The sequence below is a fragment of the Rhodococcus sp. D-46 genome, from assembly GCF_011290655.1.
GTDB classification, from domain to species: Bacteria; Actinomycetota; Actinomycetes; order Mycobacteriales; family Mycobacteriaceae; genus Rhodococcus_F; species Rhodococcus_F qingshengii.
This window is the reverse complement of sequence record NZ_JAANTF010000006.1, coordinates 242,861-262,225: the sequence shown is the minus strand read 5'-3', so window position 1 is coordinate 262,225 and position 19,365 is coordinate 242,861. Positions and strand designations below refer to the sequence as shown.

At 63.3% G+C, this 19,365-nt stretch carries 21 protein-coding genes; 10 read left to right on the top strand and 11 right to left on the bottom strand.

The window, feature by feature from the left end; genetic code table 11:
• Nucleotides 1–61 precede the first annotated feature (61 nt).
• From G9U53_RS16975 to G9U53_RS16955, 5 genes are all read left to right on the top strand, one after another.
• Nucleotides 62–1,213, top strand: coding sequence for an acyl-CoA dehydrogenase family protein (locus G9U53_RS16975; RefSeq protein WP_003940468.1), 1,152 nt, complete (start codon nt 62–64; stop codon nt 1,211–1,213).
• Between the two features lie 31 nt (nt 1,214–1,244).
• Complete coding sequence (locus tag G9U53_RS16970) at nt 1,245–1,991, top strand: GntR family transcriptional regulator (protein ID WP_042448526.1); 747 nt, start codon at nt 1,245–1,247, stop codon at nt 1,989–1,991.
• A gap of 67 nt (nt 1,992–2,058) precedes the next feature.
• Complete coding sequence (locus tag G9U53_RS16965) at nt 2,059–2,511, top strand: MaoC family dehydratase (protein WP_003940415.1); 453 nt, start codon at nt 2,059–2,061, stop codon at nt 2,509–2,511.
• A gap of 40 nt (nt 2,512–2,551) precedes the next feature.
• Nucleotides 2,552–3,748, top strand: a complete 1,197-nt coding sequence (locus G9U53_RS16960; RefSeq protein ID WP_063315757.1) for an acetyl-CoA C-acetyltransferase — start codon at nt 2,552–2,554, stop codon at nt 3,746–3,748.
• A 60-nt stretch (nt 3,749–3,808) separates the two neighbouring features.
• Nucleotides 3,809–4,198, top strand: coding sequence for a metalloregulator ArsR/SmtB family transcription factor (locus G9U53_RS16955; RefSeq protein WP_165638942.1), 390 nt, complete (start codon nt 3,809–3,811; stop codon nt 4,196–4,198).
• A 7-nt stretch (nt 4,199–4,205) separates the two neighbouring features.
• Here the strand turns inward: G9U53_RS16955 and G9U53_RS16950 are convergent, their stop codons facing one another.
• The 3 genes from G9U53_RS16950 to G9U53_RS16940 all read right to left on the bottom strand — a co-directional run bounded on the left by G9U53_RS16950 (nt 4,206) and on the right by G9U53_RS16940 (nt 6,436).
• Nucleotides 4,206–4,703 (bottom strand): hypothetical protein, encoded by a 498-nt coding sequence (locus G9U53_RS16950; protein ID WP_003940625.1) that lies wholly within the window; start codon nt 4,701–4,703, stop codon nt 4,206–4,208.
• A 111-nt stretch (nt 4,704–4,814) separates the two neighbouring features.
• Entirely contained in the window at nt 4,815–5,465 is a 651-nt protein-coding gene (locus tag G9U53_RS16945; RefSeq protein WP_063315758.1) for a pyridoxamine 5'-phosphate oxidase family protein, read from the bottom strand.
• A gap of 17 nt (nt 5,466–5,482) precedes the next feature.
• Nucleotides 5,483–6,436, bottom strand: a complete 954-nt coding sequence (locus G9U53_RS16940) for a DNA-3-methyladenine glycosylase (RefSeq protein WP_064443706.1) — start codon at nt 6,434–6,436, stop codon at nt 5,483–5,485.
• 45 nt (nt 6,437–6,481) lie between these two features.
• Between G9U53_RS16940 and G9U53_RS16935 the strand changes: the two genes are divergently transcribed.
• Complete coding sequence (locus G9U53_RS16935) at nt 6,482–7,033, top strand: ribonuclease H (protein ID WP_054188389.1); 552 nt, start codon at nt 6,482–6,484, stop codon at nt 7,031–7,033.
• A 5-nt stretch (nt 7,034–7,038) separates the two neighbouring features.
• Here G9U53_RS16935 and G9U53_RS16930 read toward each other — a convergent pair whose 3' ends face one another.
• The 3 genes from G9U53_RS16930 to G9U53_RS16920 form a co-directional block, all read right to left on the bottom strand.
• Complete coding sequence (locus tag G9U53_RS16930; RefSeq protein ID WP_165638941.1) at nt 7,039–8,037, bottom strand: MDR family oxidoreductase; 999 nt, start codon at nt 8,035–8,037, stop codon at nt 7,039–7,041.
• An 80-nt stretch (nt 8,038–8,117) separates the two neighbouring features.
• Nucleotides 8,118–9,251, bottom strand: a complete 1,134-nt coding sequence (locus G9U53_RS16925; protein ID WP_050654615.1) for a 12-oxophytodienoate reductase — start codon at nt 9,249–9,251, stop codon at nt 8,118–8,120.
• 4 nt (nt 9,252–9,255) lie between these two features.
• Nucleotides 9,256–9,783: a nuclear transport factor 2 family protein gene (locus tag G9U53_RS16920; protein WP_054188388.1), complete on the bottom strand. Its 528-nt coding sequence runs from the start codon at nt 9,781–9,783 to the stop codon at nt 9,256–9,258.
• Nucleotides 9,784–9,878: 95 nt separating this feature from the next.
• Here G9U53_RS16920 and G9U53_RS16915 point away from each other — a divergent pair, with 95 nt between their 5' ends.
• A complete protein-coding gene (locus G9U53_RS16915) occupies nt 9,879–10,814 on the top strand; it encodes an amidohydrolase family protein (protein ID WP_020970853.1) in 936 nt (311 codons plus the stop codon).
• Nucleotides 10,815–10,835: 21 nt separating this feature from the next.
• On the opposite strand, the gene G9U53_RS16910 is transcribed toward G9U53_RS16915, so the two are convergent.
• Together G9U53_RS16910 and G9U53_RS16905 are read right to left on the bottom strand one after the other, a co-directional pair.
• A complete protein-coding gene (locus G9U53_RS16910; protein ID WP_007729453.1) occupies nt 10,836–11,579 on the bottom strand; it encodes an SDR family oxidoreductase in 744 nt (247 codons plus the stop codon).
• Nucleotides 11,580–11,606: 27 nt separating this feature from the next.
• Entirely contained in the window at nt 11,607–12,545 is a 939-nt protein-coding gene (locus G9U53_RS16905; RefSeq protein ID WP_007729451.1) for a 3-oxoacyl-ACP reductase, read from the bottom strand.
• 370 nt (nt 12,546–12,915) lie between these two features.
• On the opposite strand from G9U53_RS16905, the gene G9U53_RS16900 reads away from it, so the two are divergent.
• Nucleotides 12,916–14,511, top strand: coding sequence for an acyl-CoA synthetase (locus G9U53_RS16900; RefSeq protein ID WP_165638940.1), 1,596 nt, complete (start codon nt 12,916–12,918; stop codon nt 14,509–14,511).
• A gap of 56 nt (nt 14,512–14,567) precedes the next feature.
• On the opposite strand, the gene G9U53_RS16895 is transcribed toward G9U53_RS16900, so the two are convergent.
• The 3 genes from G9U53_RS16895 to G9U53_RS16885 all read right to left on the bottom strand — a co-directional run bounded on the left by G9U53_RS16895 (nt 14,568) and on the right by G9U53_RS16885 (nt 17,344).
• Nucleotides 14,568–15,815: an Nramp family divalent metal transporter gene (locus tag G9U53_RS16895; RefSeq protein WP_007729446.1), complete on the bottom strand. Its 1,248-nt coding sequence runs from the start codon at nt 15,813–15,815 to the stop codon at nt 14,568–14,570.
• A 129-nt stretch (nt 15,816–15,944) separates the two neighbouring features.
• On the bottom strand, nt 15,945–16,436 hold the full coding sequence (locus tag G9U53_RS16890; protein ID WP_003939809.1) for a nuclear transport factor 2 family protein: 492 nt from the start codon (nt 16,434–16,436) through the stop codon (nt 15,945–15,947).
• Between the two features lie 32 nt (nt 16,437–16,468).
• Nucleotides 16,469–17,344, bottom strand: a complete 876-nt coding sequence (locus G9U53_RS16885) for a TIGR03619 family F420-dependent LLM class oxidoreductase (RefSeq protein ID WP_003940045.1) — start codon at nt 17,342–17,344, stop codon at nt 16,469–16,471.
• Nucleotides 17,345–17,482: 138 nt separating this feature from the next.
• Between G9U53_RS16885 and G9U53_RS16880 the strand changes: the two genes are divergently transcribed.
• Both G9U53_RS16880 and G9U53_RS16875 read left to right on the top strand, forming a co-directional pair.
• Entirely contained in the window at nt 17,483–18,391 is a 909-nt protein-coding gene (locus tag G9U53_RS16880) for an IclR family transcriptional regulator (RefSeq protein WP_003940451.1), read from the top strand.
• 76 nt (nt 18,392–18,467) lie between these two features.
• Entirely contained in the window at nt 18,468–19,337 is an 870-nt protein-coding gene (locus tag G9U53_RS16875; RefSeq protein WP_019745379.1) for an alpha/beta fold hydrolase, read from the top strand.
• Nucleotides 19,338–19,365 lie beyond the last annotated feature (28 nt).

The following is a 19,365-nucleotide window of genomic DNA, read 5'->3' as shown; positions in this document are numbered from 1 at the left end:
ACATTGCGCGAACAATATCGAAATATGGCCGTACAAACTTATTTCAAGTCGAGGCGGATTCATGCTCAAGCTCAACGACGAAGAGACATTCCTGATCGAAACCGTGCGCCGGTTCGTCGACCGAGAGGTCAAGCCCACGGTCCAGGAGGTGGAGCACGCGAACGAGTATCCCGAGAAGTGGATCGATCAGATGAAGCAGATCGGGATCTACGGGCTCGCGATTCCCGAGGAGTACGGCGGATCGCCGGTGTCCATGCCCTGTTATGCGCAGGTGACGCAAGAACTGTCGCGCGGATGGATGTCCCTGGCGGGAGCGATGGGCGGGCACACTGTGGTCGCCAAGCTCATCTCGCTGTTCGGTACCGAAGAACAGAAGGTGAAGTACCTGCCGCGAATGGCAACCGGCGAGATCCGGGCAACGATGGCCCTCACCGAGCCCGGCGGAGGTTCCGATCTGCAGGCCATGACAACCAACGCCAAGAGCGACGGCACAGATCTGGTCGTCAACGGCGCCAAGACATGGATCACCAATGCCCGCCGATCCGGCGTGATCGCCTTGCTGTGCAAGACCGATCCAAGCGCAAGCCCTCGTCATGCGGGCATCTCGATCGTTCTCGTCGAGCACGGCGAAGGGCTGACCGTCTCCCGCGACCTCCCGAAGCTCGGATACAAGGGCGTCGAGAGTTGTGAACTGTCCTTCGACAATTACCGCATCTCCGAGTCGGCCATTCTGGGCGGTACTCCCGGAAAGGGTTTCGGGCAGATGATGAAGGGGCTCGAGACCGGCCGTATACAGGTGGCTTGCCGCGCACTGGGCGTCGCCACGGCCGCACTCGAGGATTCACTTGCCTACGCGCAGCAGCGCGAGAGCTTCGGCCAGCCGATCTGGAAGCACCAGTCGATCGGCAATTACCTCGCCGACATGGCAACGAAGCTGACGGCCGCACGGCAGCTGACGTGGCACGCGGCGCAGATGTACGACAGCGGCGAGCGGTGCGACATGGAGGCAGGCATGGCCAAGCTGTACGCCTCCGAGGTGGCGATGGAAATCGCTTTGTCCGCCGTCCGCATCCACGGCGGTTACGGCTACTCGACGGAGTACGACGTCGAGCGGTATTTCCGTGATGCACCACTGATGATCGTCGGGGAGGGAACCAACGAAATTCAGCGCAACGTGATCGTTTCGCAGCTGGTTGCCCGCGGCGGTCTGTGACGGACCGGTGAGCAAGTAGGATCATGTCGCTATGAGCGGTAAGGAAAGAGAGACGGAGCCGGCGTACCAACGCCTCTCTCGTGAGCTTCGTCAGCAGATCTCTGCCGGTACCTACCGCGACGGCATTCAACTGCCCACCGAATCCGAACTGGCGCAGCATCACGGCGTGAGTCGGCAGACGGTCCGCCGAGCCTTTCACGATCTGGTTGCCGAGGGCATCGTGTACCGAGTACCCGGGCGCGGAACGTTCGTGACCGAGAACAGCGGCCGCTATCTCCGTCATCTCGGATCCATCGAAGATCTCATGAACCTTTCGCGGGACACGACGATGGAAGTGGTGTCACCGCTGCACCGGCGCGTGGACATCGAGGCGGCCAGTCGGCTTCGGCTCGACACCGACGTCGTGTACACCGTGGTCTTCCGGCGGATACACGAGGGAGTTCCGTTCGTGCAGACGACGGCGCATCTGCCGGAGGCGATCGCGCGGCAGATCATCGACCTGCCCGCCATGGCGGCCGGTGCGGTGAGCGCCAATACGGTGATCGGCTTGCTGGAACCGCTGATCGACAGTCCGATTGTCGAAGCAGCACAATCGATCACGGTGTCCCCGGCCACGGCGGACGTTGCCAGGGACGTCGATTGCGAAATCGGCCACGCCATGTTGCGGGTGGACCGTTTGTACTCCAACGCGCAGGGCGTTGCCAACGAGTTGTCGGTGAGCTATTTCTTGCCGGAGCAGTACACGTATCGGGTCACGCTGCGCCGCGGCGCACATTGACGCTGCGCCGCGGCGCACATTAGCGCTGCACTTTTCTTTGCTGTTCAACACCTTTCAGGAGAGAACTATGCGAATTTTCAACGGAATCGACGAAGTAGAGACGGCTGTCGGTGAGCACTTGGGCTACAGCGCGTGGTTCCCGGTCACACAGGATCGGATCGACAAGTTCGCCGACGCCACCGAGGATCACCAGTGGATTCACGTGGATCCCGAGCGCGCAGCGCAGGGTCCGTACGGCGGCACCATCGCCCACGGCTATCTGACTCTTTCGTTGTTGCCGGTGCTCGGCGCTCAGGTGATGCGTGTCGACGGAATCTCCATGACCGTGAACTACGGAAGCAACAAGGTGCGATTCCCCGAACCGGTCAAGGTCGGTTCTTCGGTGCGGGCAGGTGCGGAGATTCTTTCCTTCGAGCGCACCGCGAAGGGCGCGACGATAGTCGTGCGGTACACGATCGAAATCGAAGGAGCGGGTAAACCTGCGCTGGTAGCGGATACCGTGCGCCTGTTGGTCTCCTGAATCCTTTTCCATTCTTCCAGAACGAGATTCGAGGTCAGTTGTGAAACGAGCAGCATTGGTCGCGCCGGTCAGAACCGCGGTGGGCCGTTTCGGAGGGGCACTTCGTGACGTGCCTGCGGAAAGTCTGGCTGCCACCGTCGTCAAGGAGACCGTGCGTCGTAGCGGAATCGATCCGTCCCGCATCGACGACGTCGCGATGGGGCAGTCGTATGCCAATTCGGAGGCACCGTGCATCGGAAGGTGGGCGGCGCTCGAGGCCGGGTTGCCGATTTCGGTAGCCGGCTTCCAGACGGATCGCCGATGTGGAACGGGTCTGCAGGCCATCGTTTCCGCGGCCATGATGGTCCAGACGGGTGCGGCCGACGTGGTTCTCGCGGGTGGCGTCGAATCGATGAGCGGGATCGAGCACTACACCACCGGAGCGCGGTGGGGCACCAGATCCGGTGGGCTGCAACTGTTCGACCGCCTCGATCGTGGCCGCGAGCGCTCGCAACCCGAGTGGCGATTCGGTCGGATCAGCGGAATGATCGAAACGGCCGAGAACGTCGCGACACGCTGCGGGATCACGCGGGAAGAGTCGGACACCTTCGCCGTCGACAGCCACCGAAAGGCAACACTGGCAAGAGAATCCGGCCGCTTCGATGCCGAAATCGTCGCCGTCGAACTGACGGATCGAAAAGGGAACGTCACACAGTTTCGTGCTGACGAGGGGATTCGTCCGGATACCTCACTCGAAACCCTGGCACGGCTGCGTGCGGTGACCGAGGGAGGCGTCGTGACCGCCGGTAACGCCAGCCAGCAGAACGACGCTGCGGCAGCGATGTTGGTTGTCGCCGAGGATCGTCTGGACGAGCTGGGGCTGGAACCCATCGGGTTCCTCGACAGTTGGGCCGCGGCCGGTTGTGAACCGGCGCTGATGGGCCTCGGGCCGGTTGCCGCCGTCTCGAAACTGTTTGCTCGCACCGGGGCACGCTTTGCCGATTTCGATCTGGTCGAGCTGAACGAGGCGTTTGCGTGCCAGGTTCTCGGCGTCGTGAAGGAATGGGGATTCGAGGACCTCGATCGCCTGAACGTCAACGGTTCCGGCATCTCGCTCGGGCACCCCGTGGGAGCGACGGGTGCGCGTATGGCAACAACCGCGCTTCACGAACTCGGCCGACGCGGCGGCGGAAAAGCGCTGTTGACCATGTGTATCGGCGGTGGCCAGGGTATGGCGGCCGTGGTGGAGTCTGCCTGACGAGGTTCGCTTCTGGGTACACTTGCGGCGGGGGATCGGAAGTTCTACGGAGGCAGTCGGTTGACGAATGCAGGCGCAGCAGACACCAGTGGCGCGCTGAGCGTCGAGGATGTTCGTCGCGCCAGGGCCGCACTCGAGGGTTTGGACGTCACCAGTTGGTCCGGTCGCTTCGAGCTTCTCTCCGACACCAATCGTCTGCGTCTGTTGCTCTGCCTTCATCACGCACCGGGTATCTGCGTCACGGATTTGTCCGTGGCGCTGGGGATGAGCGGCACAGCCGTCTCACATGCGCTGCGGCTACTGCGTAGCCAGGGGTGGGTGAGCGCGACCCGCGACGGCCGATCGATGCGATACCAACTGGCGGACGACACCGTTCACCAGCTGCTGCATTCGATCGGCGCCAGACATTTTCACGACGAGACACCCACCCCCGGGCACACGCACAGCTGAGCGCTACTCAAGGAGTCGCGAAGAACTTCTCGACGGCCGGCGCAGCGTTCGGGTTTCCGTTGGTGATTCCTGCGCCGACTCCGGCAACCGTGCCGATGACTCCACCGACGATGCAGCCGGCGATGAAGTTCGGGAAGATCGACAGGCAGCCGATTCCGACGCCGAGGTTGGCTCCGATCAGGGTCGACTGCAGACCACCGTTGTTCCAGCCGATATTGACCTCGTTGGCCATCGTGTCGAACGCGGCCTGCTTCGGATCGTTACCGGGGAAGAGCATCAACGCCGCCTGGCTGTTCGACTCTGCGGTCGGTGTCAGTAGGGGTTGGGACGGATCGAAGCCCGCATTCGGGGGCGCTGCGACCGCGGTGCCGGCTCCGGCGCCGACTGCGGCGACGACGAGTACGGACATGGTGAGAGTTCGGGACAGTTTCATGGGGACGGCCAATCTGTCTGTGTGGAACCAGTCGTGAATGGTGGCGGTGCAGTTCGTTAACCAGAACTCCACCGTCTGGATCGATCGTGCGGACCTCCTCGGGCACAACGGGACCCGTCGTCTCCGCGCGACGGGCCGTGTTTGGTGGCTACCCGACTCCGAGTGCCCTGAAACCGCCTAGTCTCATTCGTTTTTCGACAACCGCGCACGCAATTCTTCGACCTCGGCACTAAGCCGATCTACCTCGGCTTGCAGGGGTTGGCGTGCCAGAGCGAGGGATTCGTCCATGCGCTCCTTGTCGAAGCGTGGCGTGATGTTTCGACTGCAGTTCCAGTCGAACGCTTCGACGTCGATGACGATGGAACGCTGGGCTTTTGCCGTCATGGTGCCGCCGGGGACTTGCAAGAGCTGTTGCAGTAGTGCAGGGTCCTCGTCCGCTTCGATCACCTGCGCACGCCCGTAGATCTTCAATCTCGTTCGCGTCGGGTAATCGATGACGAACAGCGAGATGCGATTGTTCTCTTCCAGATTGCCGAGCGTCACGAATTGCTGATTGCCGGGGAGATCGGCGAATCCGATTCGATTCGGGCCCAACACATGCAGGAATCCGCGCGGGCCGCCGCGATGTTGGACGTACGGCCAACCGTCGGGCGTCACCGTGGACATGAAGAAGGAATCCACGGATTTCACGAATCCCTGCGCGCGGAAATCGAATTCCATCGGGCCTTCGTCAGGCTGATCGAGTTTCGAACCGTACACGGTGAAACTTCCGGTCGACCGCTGACGCTCCACCGCAGCGGGGGAGAAGGCGATGTGTGCGTATCGGGTCGACATTTTCCAACTCCTGATGCTCAGTGCCAACGGTGGTCGGCAACGGCAGTTCGCGGACCGAACTTGGGTTTGACGGCTTGCCCGCTGACCTGCAGGAGCCTCACGGCGCGGTATCGATGCGGTTGAAGGGGAGCGAGGTACTGCACCATCTGGGCGTCGTCGATCGGTTCACCCAGCAGTGACCACCCGACGACGGCAGAAAGGTGGTAGTCGCCGACCGAGAGTGCATCGGAATCGCCGAATGCACGCTGAGCCACTTCGGCGGCAGTCCAGATCCCGACGCCGGGTACCGCTCGCAACCGTTTGGTCGCCTCGGTCCTGGGGAACGTGGATGCCTGCTCGAGGCGGTCGGCGACGCGAGCGCACTGAACGATCGTCTTGGACCTCGCTGGATCGACGTTCGCGCGATGGAATTCCCATGACGGCATTCGACGCCATTGGTCCGCGGTGAGTGGAACTCGCATTCCGTCGGGCGCGGGGCCGGGTGGGCGCTCCCCGAACTTGGTCAGCAGGCGGCGCCACGCGGCAAATGCGTCGATGCCGTGGACTCGTTGCTCGAGGATCGCGGGAACGAGAGCTTCCATGACGCGGCCGGTGCGGCCGATGCGCAGATGAGGGAAGCGTCGATGAGCTTCGGCGAGCTTGGGATGTTCGGGGGCAAAATCTTCGGCTTCGTCGTCGAGACCGAGCAGCGCTTCGGCGCCGTTCAGGAATTCCGTGGCGCCGGGACCCCAGGCCTGTACCCGGACCGTATGGCGATCCGACTGGGTGATGCGGTAGGTCACAGGACCCGAAAGTTGGCGGGAAACTCGCCAGATCGCTCCGTCGGCTGACCGTCGATGTGCGGGGTCGCCGGGTCCGCGCTGATGCGGGCTGAGCGTCAGCGCGGCATCGAGTGGTCGCTGAGAAGTCACCGTGACTTCGTCGACCGGAGATAGCGGCGTCATCGAGGTCAGCGTATCGCCACCGTCCATCCTCCGTTAAGGCGTGTGTCGGTGGCGCAACGTATTGTCCGATCCATGATCATCGTGAGCACCGACGGATCCTGTCTGCGAAACCCCGGTGGGGCTATCGGCTGGGCGTGGGTCAATCACGAGGGTCCGAGCATGTCCGGCGGAGAAGCGTCCGGCACCAACCAGATTGCAGAGTTGCGTGCTCTGTTCGAGGCCGTCGTCGCCCATCCCGGTGCTGATCCTCTACTCATCGAATCCGACTCGCAGTACGCCATCAAGTGCGCTTCCGAATGGTTGCCCAGTTGGAAGCGCAAGGGCTGGAAGACCGCGAGCGGCGGGGCGGTCAAGAACCTCGAACTGGTGCAGAGTATCGATCGAGCCATCACCGATCGAGTCGGTCCGGTGCGCTTTCGCTGGGTGCGCGGGCACGTCGGCAACCACTACAACGAAATGGCAGACAAGCTGGCCGGCGAAGCCGCACGCGCCATCGTCTCGGGGGACATCGCATCGGTCCCGCTTGCTGCCCCGGTGAAGAAGGAACCGACCGCCGTGAACTCTCCTTACAAGGAGAAGTCCACGACGGTCGAAGAACCGGCAGATCTGTTCACACTTTTCTGAGCGGTTCAGAATCCGTCGGCAACCTGAACCAGCGCCCGGCCGGTGTACTTGCCTTCGCGTACCTGATCGATCACCGAGACGACGTCGCGGACGGCAACGAGGTTCGTGATCTCCTTCAGATGACGTGGGGCCAAGTCGGAGCCCAGCCGGGTCCACAGCGCGCGACGGGGTTCGATCGGCATCAATACCGAGTCCATGCCCAGCAGTGAGACTCCGCGGAGAATGAACGGCAGCACGGTCGTAGGCAGCGCGGCGCCGCCGGTCAATCCGCTGGCAGCGACAACACCGCCGTAGTTGATCGTGCTCAGAACGTGAGCGAGGGTCATTCCACCGACGCAGTCGACGGCCGCCGCCCACTGAGATTTTCCGAGCGGGCGAGGCTTGGCGTCGGGATCCTCGGGGAGCCGGCCGATCACCGAAGACGCACCGAGTGACGTCAGAAGGTCTGCCGCGCCGGGCTTACCGCTGGAGGCGACCACGTCGAAGCCTGCGCTTGCCAGAAGGTCGACGCTGACGGTGCCGACTCCGCCGCTCGCGCCAGTCACCAGGACGGGACTGTCGGCGGGCTTCACTCCGCTGGCCAGAATGGCTTGGACACTCATGGCCGCGGTGAATCCTGCCGTGCCGATCGCGGCAGCGTCGGCGGTGGAAATGCCGTCGAGCTTCACGACCCACTCGGCAGGCAAACGGGCGATCTCGGCGTAGCCGCCGTTGCGGGCGGTCCCGATCTCGTAGCCATGTGCGACGACCTTGTCTCCCGGGGCGAATGCGTCGGACTCGGAGGCAATGACCTCGCCGGCGACGTCGATGCCGGGGACGATCGGGTACTCGCGAACCACCCCGCCTTTCGGCGTGACCGCGAGCGCGTCCTTGTAGTTGACGCTCGAATACTCGACGCGAATGGTGACCTCACCTGCCGGGAGGAAGGATTCGTCGACGGTTTCGGGGGCGAAGTCGATGGTGCCGTCGCTGTCGCGGGCGACCCAGGCGTTGAAAGTAGTCATGGGTCGAACATAAAGGCCTTCGGCCCTGTGCGCCTTTTTGGTAGTGCGAACTACCGGAAAGGCGCACAGGGGCGGAGCCCCTAGATCAAGCTGCCCTCATGCACCGCTCGATCGAACGCCGGTAGCGGGCCACCGGCGCGCAGGGTAGTTGCCAATGCAGGATCGGCGAGATGGAGACGGCCGATCGCGATCAGATCGAACTCTCCGCTGCCGATGCGCTCCTCGAGCTGTGGGATGTTGTCGACTACAGGTGCGACGCCTTCGATGCGGCTGTCCCGCAGCGACTTTCCGATGCCGACGCTGCCGACGGCCATCGTGACGGCGCCGGTCAGCTTCTTCGCCCAACCCGCCAACGAGAGATCGCTGCCTTCGAAGGCCGGCACGTCGAAACGCCTGATGCTGGCGTCGAGAACGTCGACTCCGGCGTCGACCAGCGCGCCCAGGATGACGCCCAACTCTTCGGGGGTTTCCGCGATCTTCGCGGTGAAATCCTGCTGCTTGTGCTGTGAGAAACGGTAGATGATCGGCAGATCCGGTCCGATGGCCGCGCGGATCGCGGCGACGACGGCGGCCGGGAACCTGGTACGACGCTCCAGGTCGCCTCCCCACGCGTCGTCGCGCTGGTTGGTGCCCTCCCAGAAGAAGGAATCGAGGAGGTAACCGTGACCGCCGTGGATCGCGATGCCGTCGAAGCCGAGTTCGACGGCGTGCTTCGCGCTACGGACGTACGCGTCGATGACGTCCTGGATGTCCTGCTCGGTCATCGCTTCGGTGCTCGCCTGTGCGCGTTCGACGTAGGCAGCGGAGTACGAGGTGACGCCGAGCGGGCCCCATTCGCCAGAGGGGCGCATCGGCTTGAGTGAGGGGTCCATCTGCGTCATCGCGCCCCACAGAGGTCCGACGTGCCAGAGTTGAGGCACGATCTTGCCGCCCGCAGCGTGCACATCGTCGACTACCTTCCGCCATCCGGCCTGAGCAGCGGGAGTGTGGAGGTTGGGGACGTTGGCGTGGTCGACAGCAGTCTCGTGATCGATCGCGACGCCTTCGGTGACGATCAGTCCGGTGCCGCCCTCAGCTCGTCGGCGGTAGTACTCGGCGACGTCCCGGCCAGGCACGCCCTCGATGGAGTACGTGCGCGTCATCGGCGACATGACTATGCGGTTGGACAGTTCGAGCGAACGGATGCGGAGCGGTTGGAACAGCGGGTTGGTCACTTCGTCACAGCGCTTTCATGAATCGGAAGAATCCGGGGTCCTGGTCGACACGGAGCCGGGTGAGGGTTCGGTAGCTGATCAGCCACTTGCCGTCTTCTTTGCGGTATTTCTCGTGGTAGTGGCCGTAGCCGTGTAGGTGCAGTTCTTTTTCGCCGTCGTTCCACCACAGCATGTCCTCCATCGCCCAGATGCCGGTTGCGGTGGAGGGCGAGGTCAGCACGATTTCGGGAGTGTGTGCGTGGTGCGCCGTGGTGAGGGGGATGTCGCCGTCGAGCATGTTCCGAATTGCCGCGGTGAGTTTGTCGATGCCCACTACCTGGTTCGAGGTGTCGCCGGTCTTGGGTTGCTTGTCTGTCGGGAGTCCGCCCCACGTCTCGCTGACGACGTCTGCGGTGTGCAGGGTTGGGTAGACGTGCCACTGCTTGGTGTCCATGCAGCGTAGGCGCGCGGCGAACACACGCTTGATTTCCTCGATTGCGAGCAGTTCCTCGACGGCACTGATCGACCCCACTTCGGACTCGGCCTGAGACATTCAACCTCCAACGGTGATCGGCAAGATGGGTTCACATTCGGGTGCTCCGGGCGGGCCGTCAACGACCTGTCCCGGTGAGCGCGACGGCACTCGGTATGGTCGAGCGAACGAAAGGGGTGTCAGACGTGTGTACCGAAGAGGTCCCATCGACTGGACCGGAGGAGATCGCCGAGGTTCGGGCTTTTTGGCGCGAGTTGGGTGTTCCTGGCGTGATCGACGTCCATACCCATTTCATGCCGAAGAGCGTCATGGACAAGGTGTGGGGCTACTTCGATTCGGCGGGACCGATGATCGGTCGACCTTGGCCGATCGCGTACCGACTTGCCGAGGAGGAGCGGGTACACCGTCTCCGCGAGTTCGGTGTCCGGGCTTTCACGTCGATGATCTACCCGCACAAGCACGCGATGGCCGAGTGGCTCAATCAGTGGGCCGTCGAATTTGCCGCGCAAACGCCCGATTGCCTGCACACGGCCACGTTCTATCCCGAGGAGTCGGCGGCGTCGTACGTCGGCAAGGCATTGGAGTCGGGCGCGCGAATCTTCAAGTCCCACATTCAGGTCGGAAACTACGATCCGAACGACCCTCTGCTCGACAAGGTCTGGGGGCAACTCGAGGACTCCGAGACGCCCATCGTGATCCACTGTGGTTCGGGACCGGCGCCGGGGGAGTACACGGGACCTGATCGCATTGCTTCGCTGCTCGCACGGTACCCGCGCCTGTCGTTGATCGTCGCCCACATGGGGATGCCCGAGTACAGCGAATTCCTCGATCTGGCAGAGGCTTACGGCAACGTCCGCCTGGATACGACCATGGCGTTCACCGATTTCACGGAAGAGCAGTGTGCCTTCCCGAAGGCGGACGTTTCACGGCTCGTCGACATGCAGGACCGGATTCTGTTCGGTAGCGACTTCCCGAACATTCCGTACCCGTATCTCACGGCTTTGCAAGCGGTTACGCGTTTCGATCTCGGAGACGAATGGTTGCGAGCCGTCGTGCACGACAACGCTGCGAAACTCTTCTCGGTGAGCTGAGCCCACCGAGAAGTATTTCGCTCAGCGCAATTTGATGCTGCCGCCGTCGGCCATCAACGTCTGTCCGGTCATGTACTTGGAATCCTCGCTCGCCAGGAATACCACGACGGGAGCGATGTCGGTTTCGGGATCACCGATGCGTCCGAGAGGTACCTTGGCAACCGATGCGGCTGCGCGCTCGGGGAAGGCTTCCTGCCACTTGACGACGCCTTCGGTGGCGGCGAACGGGCAGACCACGTTGACCCGAATGCCTTCCGGCGCCCACTCGTTGGCGACGACGCGCGTCAGGCCTCGCACAGCTTCCTTGGCCGCAGCGTAGGACGTCTGGGTGGGCATTCCGTCCAAACCTGAACCCGATGCGAAGTTGACGACCGAACCCTTGGTCTTCGCGAGTTCGTCGTGGCACGCCTGCATGAGGTGGACAACGGGGTAGAAACCGGTGTTGAAGGACAGGTCGAACATGTCCTGCGTGGTTTCGAGCAACGGAGCCTGACGGGACGCGTGAGCGTTGTTCACCAGGATGTCGAGCTTGCCGAAAGCCTCGAGTGCGGCGTCACGGATCTGCTCGGCCGAACCGGCGGCAGCAAGGTCGACGTTCAGGAACTTGCCGGAGCCGGCCAGTTCTTGTTCGAGGGCCTGGCCCTGCTCGTCGTTGATATCGACGAACAGGACCTTCGCGCCTTCACGGGCGAAGACTCGGGTGACAGCGCGACCGATTCCACCGGCGCCGCCGGTGACGATCGCTACCTTGCCGTTCAACCTCATGAAAACGCTCCTCTTCGTAAGTGCTGCTCAAACTGTTGCGGTCTCGTCGACTGCAAGTGCAATCTTTTCGAGGCCGGCGATGCTGTAGGCGGCGTAGGTCTCGTACGGCCCACGGCCGGAGAAGTAAGACGAGAGCTGGCCACCGAGCTCTTCGACGGTGAACGCGGATCCGGCTGCGTCGAAACGGTTCTCGACCTTGGGTGCTTCCATCAACGCCACCATCTTGCCGTAGACGACGAAGACCTGTCCGTTGATCTCGTCGGAATCGGGGGATGCGAGGTAGCTGACCAGGGTCGCGACGCGCTCGGGTGCAAGCGGATCGAGGCCGACGACGCCGGTGTTGTTCTCGCCGAAGGCTTCTGCCGTCATGGCGGTGCGGGCACGGGGGCAGATCGCGTTGGTGCGGACGCCGTAGCGGGAGAGACCTGCTGCGCTCGAGAGCGTCAGCGCGGTGATACCGGCCTTGGCTGCCGAGTAGTTGGGCTGCCCGGCGCTGCCGAAGAGGAAAGCCTCGGAAGAGGTGTTGATGATGCGGCCGTAGACCGGTGCGTCGGCTGCCTTGCTGGCTGCGCGCCAGTGGACTGCGGCTGCGTGCGAGGTGGCCGCGTGGCCCTTGAGGTGCACGCGGATGACGTCGTCCCAATCGGATTCGGTCAGGTTGAAGATCATCTTGTCGCGCAGGATGCCTGCATTGTTGACGAGGATGTCGAAGGATCCGAAGTTCTTGACAGCCTCTTCGATGATGCGCCCGCCGAGCGACCAGTCGGAGACGTCGCCGGTGATGGCGAGTGCCTGTCCACCTGCGGCCTTGATCTCGTCGACCACGTCGTTGGCCGCTGCACCCATGTCGTTGACGATGACGGCTGCACCGGCAGCCGCGAGTCCGAGTGCTTCGGCGCGACCCAGGCCGGCGCCGGCGCCGGTGACGGCGGCAACTTTGCCTTCCAAGCTCAGTGATTGCGTCATGTCGTGCTCCTTCGATCCGGGTGGTCGGGTACGTCTTGCAGAATTAGTATTCATTCTAATTTGAAGTCGAGAGTTCAGTAGTTCGTTCCGAAAAAATCATTCGAGCGAAATCAGAATTAGTTCTAGTTTTGAACAGAAGTTTGGCCGACTGAGGAGGAGTCTCACTCAGCGGGAGCGGTGATCTGGGTCACGAGCGCTGCATGCCACCTTGGGGCGACGCGGCGATCCCACCGCGTACGCGTTTGCGTCACCACCGATCCGCTCAGTTCTCGGCCGCATTCGTCGGCTCCAGGGTCGGATAGTTCTCACCGAAAACGCAGTACGGTCGGCCCCGAATTCACCGGGCCGGACATCAAGGAAGGCACCAGCAGTGTCACTGAATTTGGCAGATCTGTACGAGGGCATCTCGGATCTGATTCCGGACCGCACGGCGCTCGTGTGCGATGGTCGTCGTCGCACCTACGTCGAGCTGGACGAGGGCTCGAATCGCATCGCCCGCCACCTGGCGAGCGTCGGTGTCGGGCCCGGCGATCACGTTGCTCTGCACATGCGCAACAGCATCGAGTTCGTCGAGAGTTTGCTCGGCTGCCTCAAGATTCGTGCGGTCCCGATCAACGTCAACTATCGCTACGTCGACGCCGAACTGACCTATCTGTACAACGATTCGCAGTCGGTGGCACTGATCGTGGACGAGGAGTTCGTTTCCGTCGTGGAGACGGTTCTCCCGGCCGCGCCCGGCATCAAACACGTCGTTGTCGTCGGCAAGTCCGTGGTCCGCGATATCGAAGGTGTCGACGTCGTTGGATACGCCGACGCTGCCGCGGAGCAGCCCGCTACTCGTGACTTCGCGCCCCGCAGCAACGACGACCTCTTCGTCATCTACACCGGCGGCACGACGGGGATGCCCAAGGGCGTCATGTGGCGTCATGAAGACTTCTACTTCGCGGCGCTCACCGGCGGAAATCCGTTCGGTCCGCCGCACACGACCGCCGAGGCTCTGTTCGCCGCGGTGCCGAACGTCCCCGCGATGAACATGCTCAGTACCGCGCCTCTGATGCACGGTGCGGCGTCGTACTCGCTGTTCACCGGATTCTTCATGGGCGCCAACGCAATTCTCATGGCGCGGTTCGACGCGAAGGCGACGCTGCAGCTCGCCGGAAGTGAGAAGGCCGTCTCCATCACCGTCGTCGGAGACGCGATGGCACGTCCGCTCGCAGACGAATTGGCAGCAAACGCAGTAGATTACGACCTCAGCACGGTCGGAATGGTCTCGTCGGGTGGAGCCTTGTTCTCGCTCTCACTGCGGGAGCAGCTCAAGTCGATGCTTCCGAACCTGGTGATCCGCGACGGATTCGGCTCCTCGGAGTCGGGCGTCGACGGCAATCTGGAGATCGGCGAAGACGGCCTGATGCGCATCGCCGCTCGCGACGAGACCCGCGTCGTGGACGAAAGGATGCGGCCGCTGGAGCCGGGATCGCCCGAGACCGGCTACATCGCTCGCAGCGGTCACGTGCCGGTCGGCTACTTCAATGATCCGGTCAAGACCGCGGCTACGTTCCCGGTGATCGACGGGGTGCGGATGTCGGTGCTCGGCGACGTCGGACGCGTGGAAGCCGACGGCTCGATCGTCTTGCTGGGACGTGGTTCTCAGTGCATCAACACCGGCGGGGAGAAGGTGTATCCGGAAGAGGTCGAGCAGGCGCTCAAGAGTCACCCGGCGGTGCTCGACGCTTTGGTCGCGGGAATTCCGGATGCGAAGTTCGGTGAGCGCGTCGCTGCGGTCATCACGACCCGCGAAGGCTTCGACGTCCCGGACGCTGCCGAGATCGGTGAGCATTGCGCGTCGCAGGTCGCTCGGTACAAAGTGCCGCGCACCGTCATGAACGTTCCGTCGATCAGGCGTTCTCCCAGCGGAAAGGCCGACTATCGCTGGGCCAAGGCCACTCTCGCCGAGCAAGTCTCCTAGTCCGGCCGGAGCCGTCCAGCGCGTTTGTGAGGGACGCGTTGGGTGGCTCCGGTGCTCTAGCCTGTCACCGTCAGAACCAGCAGAGCGACGTTGAGTGCAACGATCAAGCCCGCCGCAATCCACGCCGCGACGGTCGTGAGCGGGGCATTGCGCGCGTCGCCCATGAGTTCGGGGTCCGAGGTCATTCGCACCAGCGGGATGATCGCGAAGGGGATGCACAGGCTCAAGACCACTTGGCTGAGCACGAGCGCCAGCGTCGGGTCGACGCCGAGTCCGAGCACGATCAGTGCCGGGACGAGCGTGACGATCCGGCGTGTGATCACCGGAATCCGAATGGCCAGAAGACCATGCATGATCTCGGCGCCGGCCGCGCATCCCACGGAGGTCGACGCGAGTCCGGAGGCGAGGAGGCCGATCGCGAACACCACGGCTACGCCCGGGCCGAGCGAATTCTCGATCGCGGCATGCGCGCCGTCGATGGTGTCGGTGCCGGGTACTCCGCGCAGCGCCGAAGCGGCCAGCAGCAGCATGCCGATGTTCACGCCACCGGCGATGATCAACGCGACAACGACATCCCAACGGGTGACTTTGAGTAATCGCTGCAACCGTGGGCCGGGTTTGATGTGGCCGTGGCGATCACGTGCCAATGCGGAGTGAAGGTAGATCGCGTGCGGCATGACCGTTGCTCCGAGCATGCTGGCGGCGAGCAGTACGGTCTCGGTTCCTTCGAAGCGGGGGACCAGTCCGGCGACCGCTTCGCTGCCGGAGACGTCGGTGAAGGCGAGCCCGGTCAGGAAGCCGATGGTGATGATGGCCAGCAATCCCATCACCACGAACTCGAAAGTGCGCTGTCCGCGCCGACTTTGGATCGTCAGGATCACCATCGACACGCATCCGGTGATCAACCCGCCGAGGAAGAGCGGGATGTTGAAGAGCAGGTTGAGTGCGATGGCGCCGCCGATGACTTCGGCGACGTCGGTCGCGATCGCCATCATCTCGGCCTGGAGCCAGAAGGCGCGGCGGTTGTTCTTACGCAGGCGCTGACCCAGCATTTCGGGCAGGGATCTGCCGGAGACGAGACCGAGTTTCGCGGACAGATACTGCACGAGGACGGCCATCGCGTTGGCGAGTACGAGTACCCAGATGAGGAGGTAGCCGTACTTGGCGCCGGCGGTGAGGTTGGCGGCGACGTTGCCCGGATCGACGTACGCGATTGCCGCGACGAACGCCGGACCGAGCAGGGCGATGGATCTCCCCGTGGGTCGTCGGCGCGGAGTCGTCGGCTCTTGCGTACTGGTGCTCATCGATCTCCTGGTCACACGTACTCGGACCTGTTGGTTCGAATAAGTGAACTATAGAGTTCGGGGAGCCGAACTTTCAACAGCTGTGCGCGGTCAGCGACCGCAGAGGGTCCCTAACCGCGCACAGGCCGGTTAGGCCGTCACGCCGGCAGCCAGGAGAGCGCGAGCCTCGGGTCGGCCGTCGAGGAGGGCGTTGGTACGCAGTTCGACCTTCCACTCGCCGTCCGTCTTGATCAGTTCCCAACGGTTTGCGGTGATGCGGAGGACCTTGAATCCCGTCGGGTTCTCGGGATCTTTGATGACCAACTGCGAATGGCAGGTCGCGACGGCCTTGTTGCCGTCGATGCGGATGTGGGCGGGTGTCATCATGTGAGCCGCGCCGTTCATGATCCAGTTCTGGTGTGAGGCGCTGTGAACCATCGCGCGCAGTTCGCCGCGGCCGTGCATCGCACCGGTATCGACGTCGTAGACGCCGTCCTCGAGCCACAGGTTCGCGACCTCGTCGGCTGATCCGCTGTCGACGGCAGGGCTGTATGTGGTCAGCAGTTCGGTGATCGCGAGCTTGTCCTCGAGCAATTCCACTCGGGCGAGCAGGGATTCGATCAGGGCGGTCGAGTCGGTCATCGGTACGTCCTTTGCATTGAATTGTCGGGGAATCAGGAAGTGGTGAAAGAAAAGCCCTCGGCGAGGGCGATTCGGTGAAGTTCTTCGAGTTGTTCGCAGTAGTGCTCGACGCTTCGAGCGCCGACCGAGCAGCTGGCGATGGTCGCCCCGGCGTCACGGACGCGAGTCAAGGCGCGAAGGGTGGATTCGCGATTGCCGAGAGGATCGAGCGGCGCACCGGCGGGAAGCACCACGTCGAATCCGTCGGGGAGCGTCGTGGCATCGAGCATTTCCTTCAGTTCGGAGAATCGCAGCCCGAACGGCACCCACCCGTCGCCGTGTGTGGTGGCCCGGCGCAGCGATCTCTTGGTCCGGCCGCCGATCCACAGCGGCACCCGTTTCTGGACGGCGTGGGGTTCGACGACAAATCCGGAGTAGTCGTAGAACTCGCCGTGATACTCCGGAGTCGGCGTCGACAGTGATGCCCGAAGTGCGGCCAAGGCATCGTCAGCGCGCGCTCCTCGGTCGGCAAATGGAGCATTTATGAGATCGAATTCTTGTTTCAGAGTCCCCACCCCGAGGCCGAGTATCAGGCGTCCATTGCTGACGCGATCAAGCGTTCCGTAACGCTTGGCGATCTCGAGGGGGTGGTGGTAGCCCAACACCAGCACCTGGGTCGCCAGCAGGATTCGTGATGTACGCGCGGCGAGAAAACCAAGGGTGGCGAGCGGATCCCAGTAGGTTCCGCCGCGCTCGGCGGCAATCTCCTCGGGGACCGCCACGTGTTCACTGCAGGTCAGATGATGGAAACCGAGTCGATCCGCCGTGGCGGCCACTGTGGCGATCTCGCCGATGTCAGCACTTGCCTCCCACTCCGAGCGCGTGCTCGGGTGCTGAATCAGGACCGGCGTGACGATTCCCAGGTGCATCGGGCGTTTATAGCGTCCCCACTCGCCCAGCGGCAGGTGAATTACCGCTGATCGGGATCGAAAAGATCGATTCACTTTCCAGAAACTGTGACCTGGGTTATAGTCGGTAGAATCAATTCCAGTTTTCGGGAGGCGTCCATGACCATTGTTGACATGAACGACACACTGTCCACCGTCCAGACTGCCGGTGGGCAACCCAAGAAGGATCTGCCGCCGTCGATGGTCGAGCGGATGACACTGATTCTCGACGCCTTCGACGGCCGCGCCGCGCGGCTGACGCTGGAAGAGGTCGCGTGCCGTACTCAGTTGCCGCGCTCCACGGTCCACCGCATTCTCGATCAGCTGGTCAAGCTGGACTGGGTCGATCACGCATCGTTCGGCTACTGCCTCGGGCGTCGCGCGCTCGGCCTCGGTGGTGGCGACGGCGGCCACAGCCAGATCCGCGAAGCCGCTGCACCGCTTCTGCACGAACTGCACCTGCAGACCGGCATGGTCGTTCACCTGTCGGTGCTCGACGGACGCGAGAGCGTCTATCTCGACAAGGTCGGCGGACGATTCGCCGCGGCGCTCCCGTCCCGCGTCGGCGGCAGAGTGCTCGCTCATTCGACGGCTGGTGGCAAGGCGATGCTGGCGTGGATCGACCCCGAGCGCGTCGACGCTCTGTTCGGGTCTTCTCTTCCCCGCTGTACCGAGAACACGATCACCGACGTCGCTGTGCTCCACCAGGAACTGAACCGCATCCGTCAGCGTCGGGGACTGGCCTTCGAACGCGGGGAGTCGGCGCGTGGAGTCGCTTGTGTGGCTTCGGCAATTCGCGGACACGAGGGTCCCGTCGGCAGCATCGCGTTGTGTGGTGACATGCGGACCGCTCAGCTCGAGCGAGTTGCTCCGCTGGTCGTCGACGCGGCTCGCGAGGTCTCACGGACGCTGTACCCCGAACTGGGTGCTCCTCGCCGCGGCCGCAAAACGCCTCCCGTTCCGACCAATACGTTCTCGGCGGAGACGATGGATCGCCTGCTGGCAGCGTCGTCCGACCACTGGATCTGACGTATTTTGATCGACTTGTCTCGCTGATCGGGACGAGTCATAGCAGCTCAGCGGTACTGATGGCACCGTTCGGACCATGACGACTGAACTGAGCTACGAGGGAACTCTGAAGGAACTGCAGACCGATCTCGGTGTGCTCCGGTACCACGAAGCCGGCGACGGCCCGCCGCTCCTGCTGCTGCACGGATCGGGCCCCGGCGTCACCGGTTGGCGTAACTACCGCGGCGTTCTCGCGGACTTCGCGGAGCACTTCCACTGCTACGTTCTCGAGTTTCCCGGATTCGGCGTCAGCGATCCCGGCCCCGACCATCCGATGATGATGGCGCAGGCGTCGGTCGGGATGTTCCTCGACGGCCTCGGCCTCGGCCCGGTCCACATGATCGGTAACTCCATGGGCGGCATCGTCGCCACCAAGGTCGCGATCGACGAGCCGCACCGGGTGAGCAAGCTTGTCACCATCGGCGGCATGGGAAAGAACACCTTCTCGCCGGGGCCCGGTGAAGGCATCAAACTCCTCATGGAGTTCACCGACAACCCCACCCGCGAAGCTCTGGTCCGCTGGTTGCATTCGATGGTCTTCGACCGCGCCGTCGTCACCGAGCAGCTCATCGAAGAGCGTTGGGCCCTGGCCACCGAGCCGACGACGCTCGAGATCGCCCGTCGTATGTACAGCAGCAAGGCCATGGCCGCCATGGGCGCGGCTGCCGCTGCGTCGACCGCCGTGCCGTACTGGGCACAGCTGAACAAGATCAAGGCGCCGACGCTGTTGACCTGGGGACGCGATGACCGCGTCAGCCCCGTGGACATGGCGATTCTGCCGATGCGCGACATCCCCAACGGCGAAGTTCACATCTTCCCCAACTGCGGACACTGGACGATGATCGAAGCTCGCGACGCCTGGGTCGCGTCCGTTCTGGCATTTCTGACGCGTCCAGAAGGCAAGTAAGGACGGTGCGCCTTTTTGGTAGCCCCCA

Bases quoted from the DNA above. Each gene is read 5' to 3' on its own strand.
- G9U53_RS16975 (WP_003940468.1), top strand. From the start codon at position 62: ATGCTCAAGCTCAACGACGAAGAGACATTCCTGATCGAAACCGTGCGC.
- G9U53_RS16970 (WP_042448526.1), top strand. From the start codon at position 1,245: ATGAGCGGTAAGGAAAGAGAGACGGAGCCGGCGTACCAACGCCTCTCT.
- G9U53_RS16965 (WP_003940415.1), top strand. From the start codon at position 2,059: ATGCGAATTTTCAACGGAATCGACGAAGTAGAGACGGCTGTCGGTGAG.
- G9U53_RS16945 (WP_063315758.1), bottom strand. From the start codon at position 5,465: ATGTCGACCCGATACGCACACATCGCCTTCTCCCCCGCTGCGGTGGAG.
- G9U53_RS16940 (WP_064443706.1), bottom strand. From the start codon at position 6,436: ATGGACGGTGGCGATACGCTGACCTCGATGACGCCGCTATCTCCGGTC.
- G9U53_RS16935 (WP_054188389.1), top strand. From the start codon at position 6,482: ATGATCATCGTGAGCACCGACGGATCCTGTCTGCGAAACCCCGGTGGG.
- G9U53_RS16930 (WP_165638941.1), bottom strand. From the start codon at position 8,037: ATGACTACTTTCAACGCCTGGGTCGCCCGCGACAGCGACGGCACCATC.
- G9U53_RS16920 (WP_054188388.1), bottom strand. From the start codon at position 9,783: ATGTCTCAGGCCGAGTCCGAAGTGGGGTCGATCAGTGCCGTCGAGGAA.
- G9U53_RS16915 (WP_020970853.1), top strand. From the start codon at position 9,879: ATGGTCGAGCGAACGAAAGGGGTGTCAGACGTGTGTACCGAAGAGGTC.
- G9U53_RS16910 (WP_007729453.1), bottom strand. From the start codon at position 11,579: ATGAGGTTGAACGGCAAGGTAGCGATCGTCACCGGCGGCGCCGGTGGA.
- G9U53_RS16905 (WP_007729451.1), bottom strand. From the start codon at position 12,545: ATGACGCAATCACTGAGCTTGGAAGGCAAAGTTGCCGCCGTCACCGGC.
- G9U53_RS16895 (WP_007729446.1), bottom strand. From the start codon at position 15,815: ATGAGCACCAGTACGCAAGAGCCGACGACTCCGCGCCGACGACCCACG.
- G9U53_RS16890 (WP_003939809.1), bottom strand. From the start codon at position 16,436: ATGACCGACTCGACCGCCCTGATCGAATCCCTGCTCGCCCGAGTGGAA.
- G9U53_RS16885 (WP_003940045.1), bottom strand. From the start codon at position 17,344: ATGCACCTGGGAATCGTCACGCCGGTCCTGATTCAGCACCCGAGCACG.
- G9U53_RS16880 (WP_003940451.1), top strand. From the start codon at position 17,483: ATGACCATTGTTGACATGAACGACACACTGTCCACCGTCCAGACTGCC.
- G9U53_RS16875 (WP_019745379.1), top strand. From the start codon at position 18,468: ATGACGACTGAACTGAGCTACGAGGGAACTCTGAAGGAACTGCAGACC.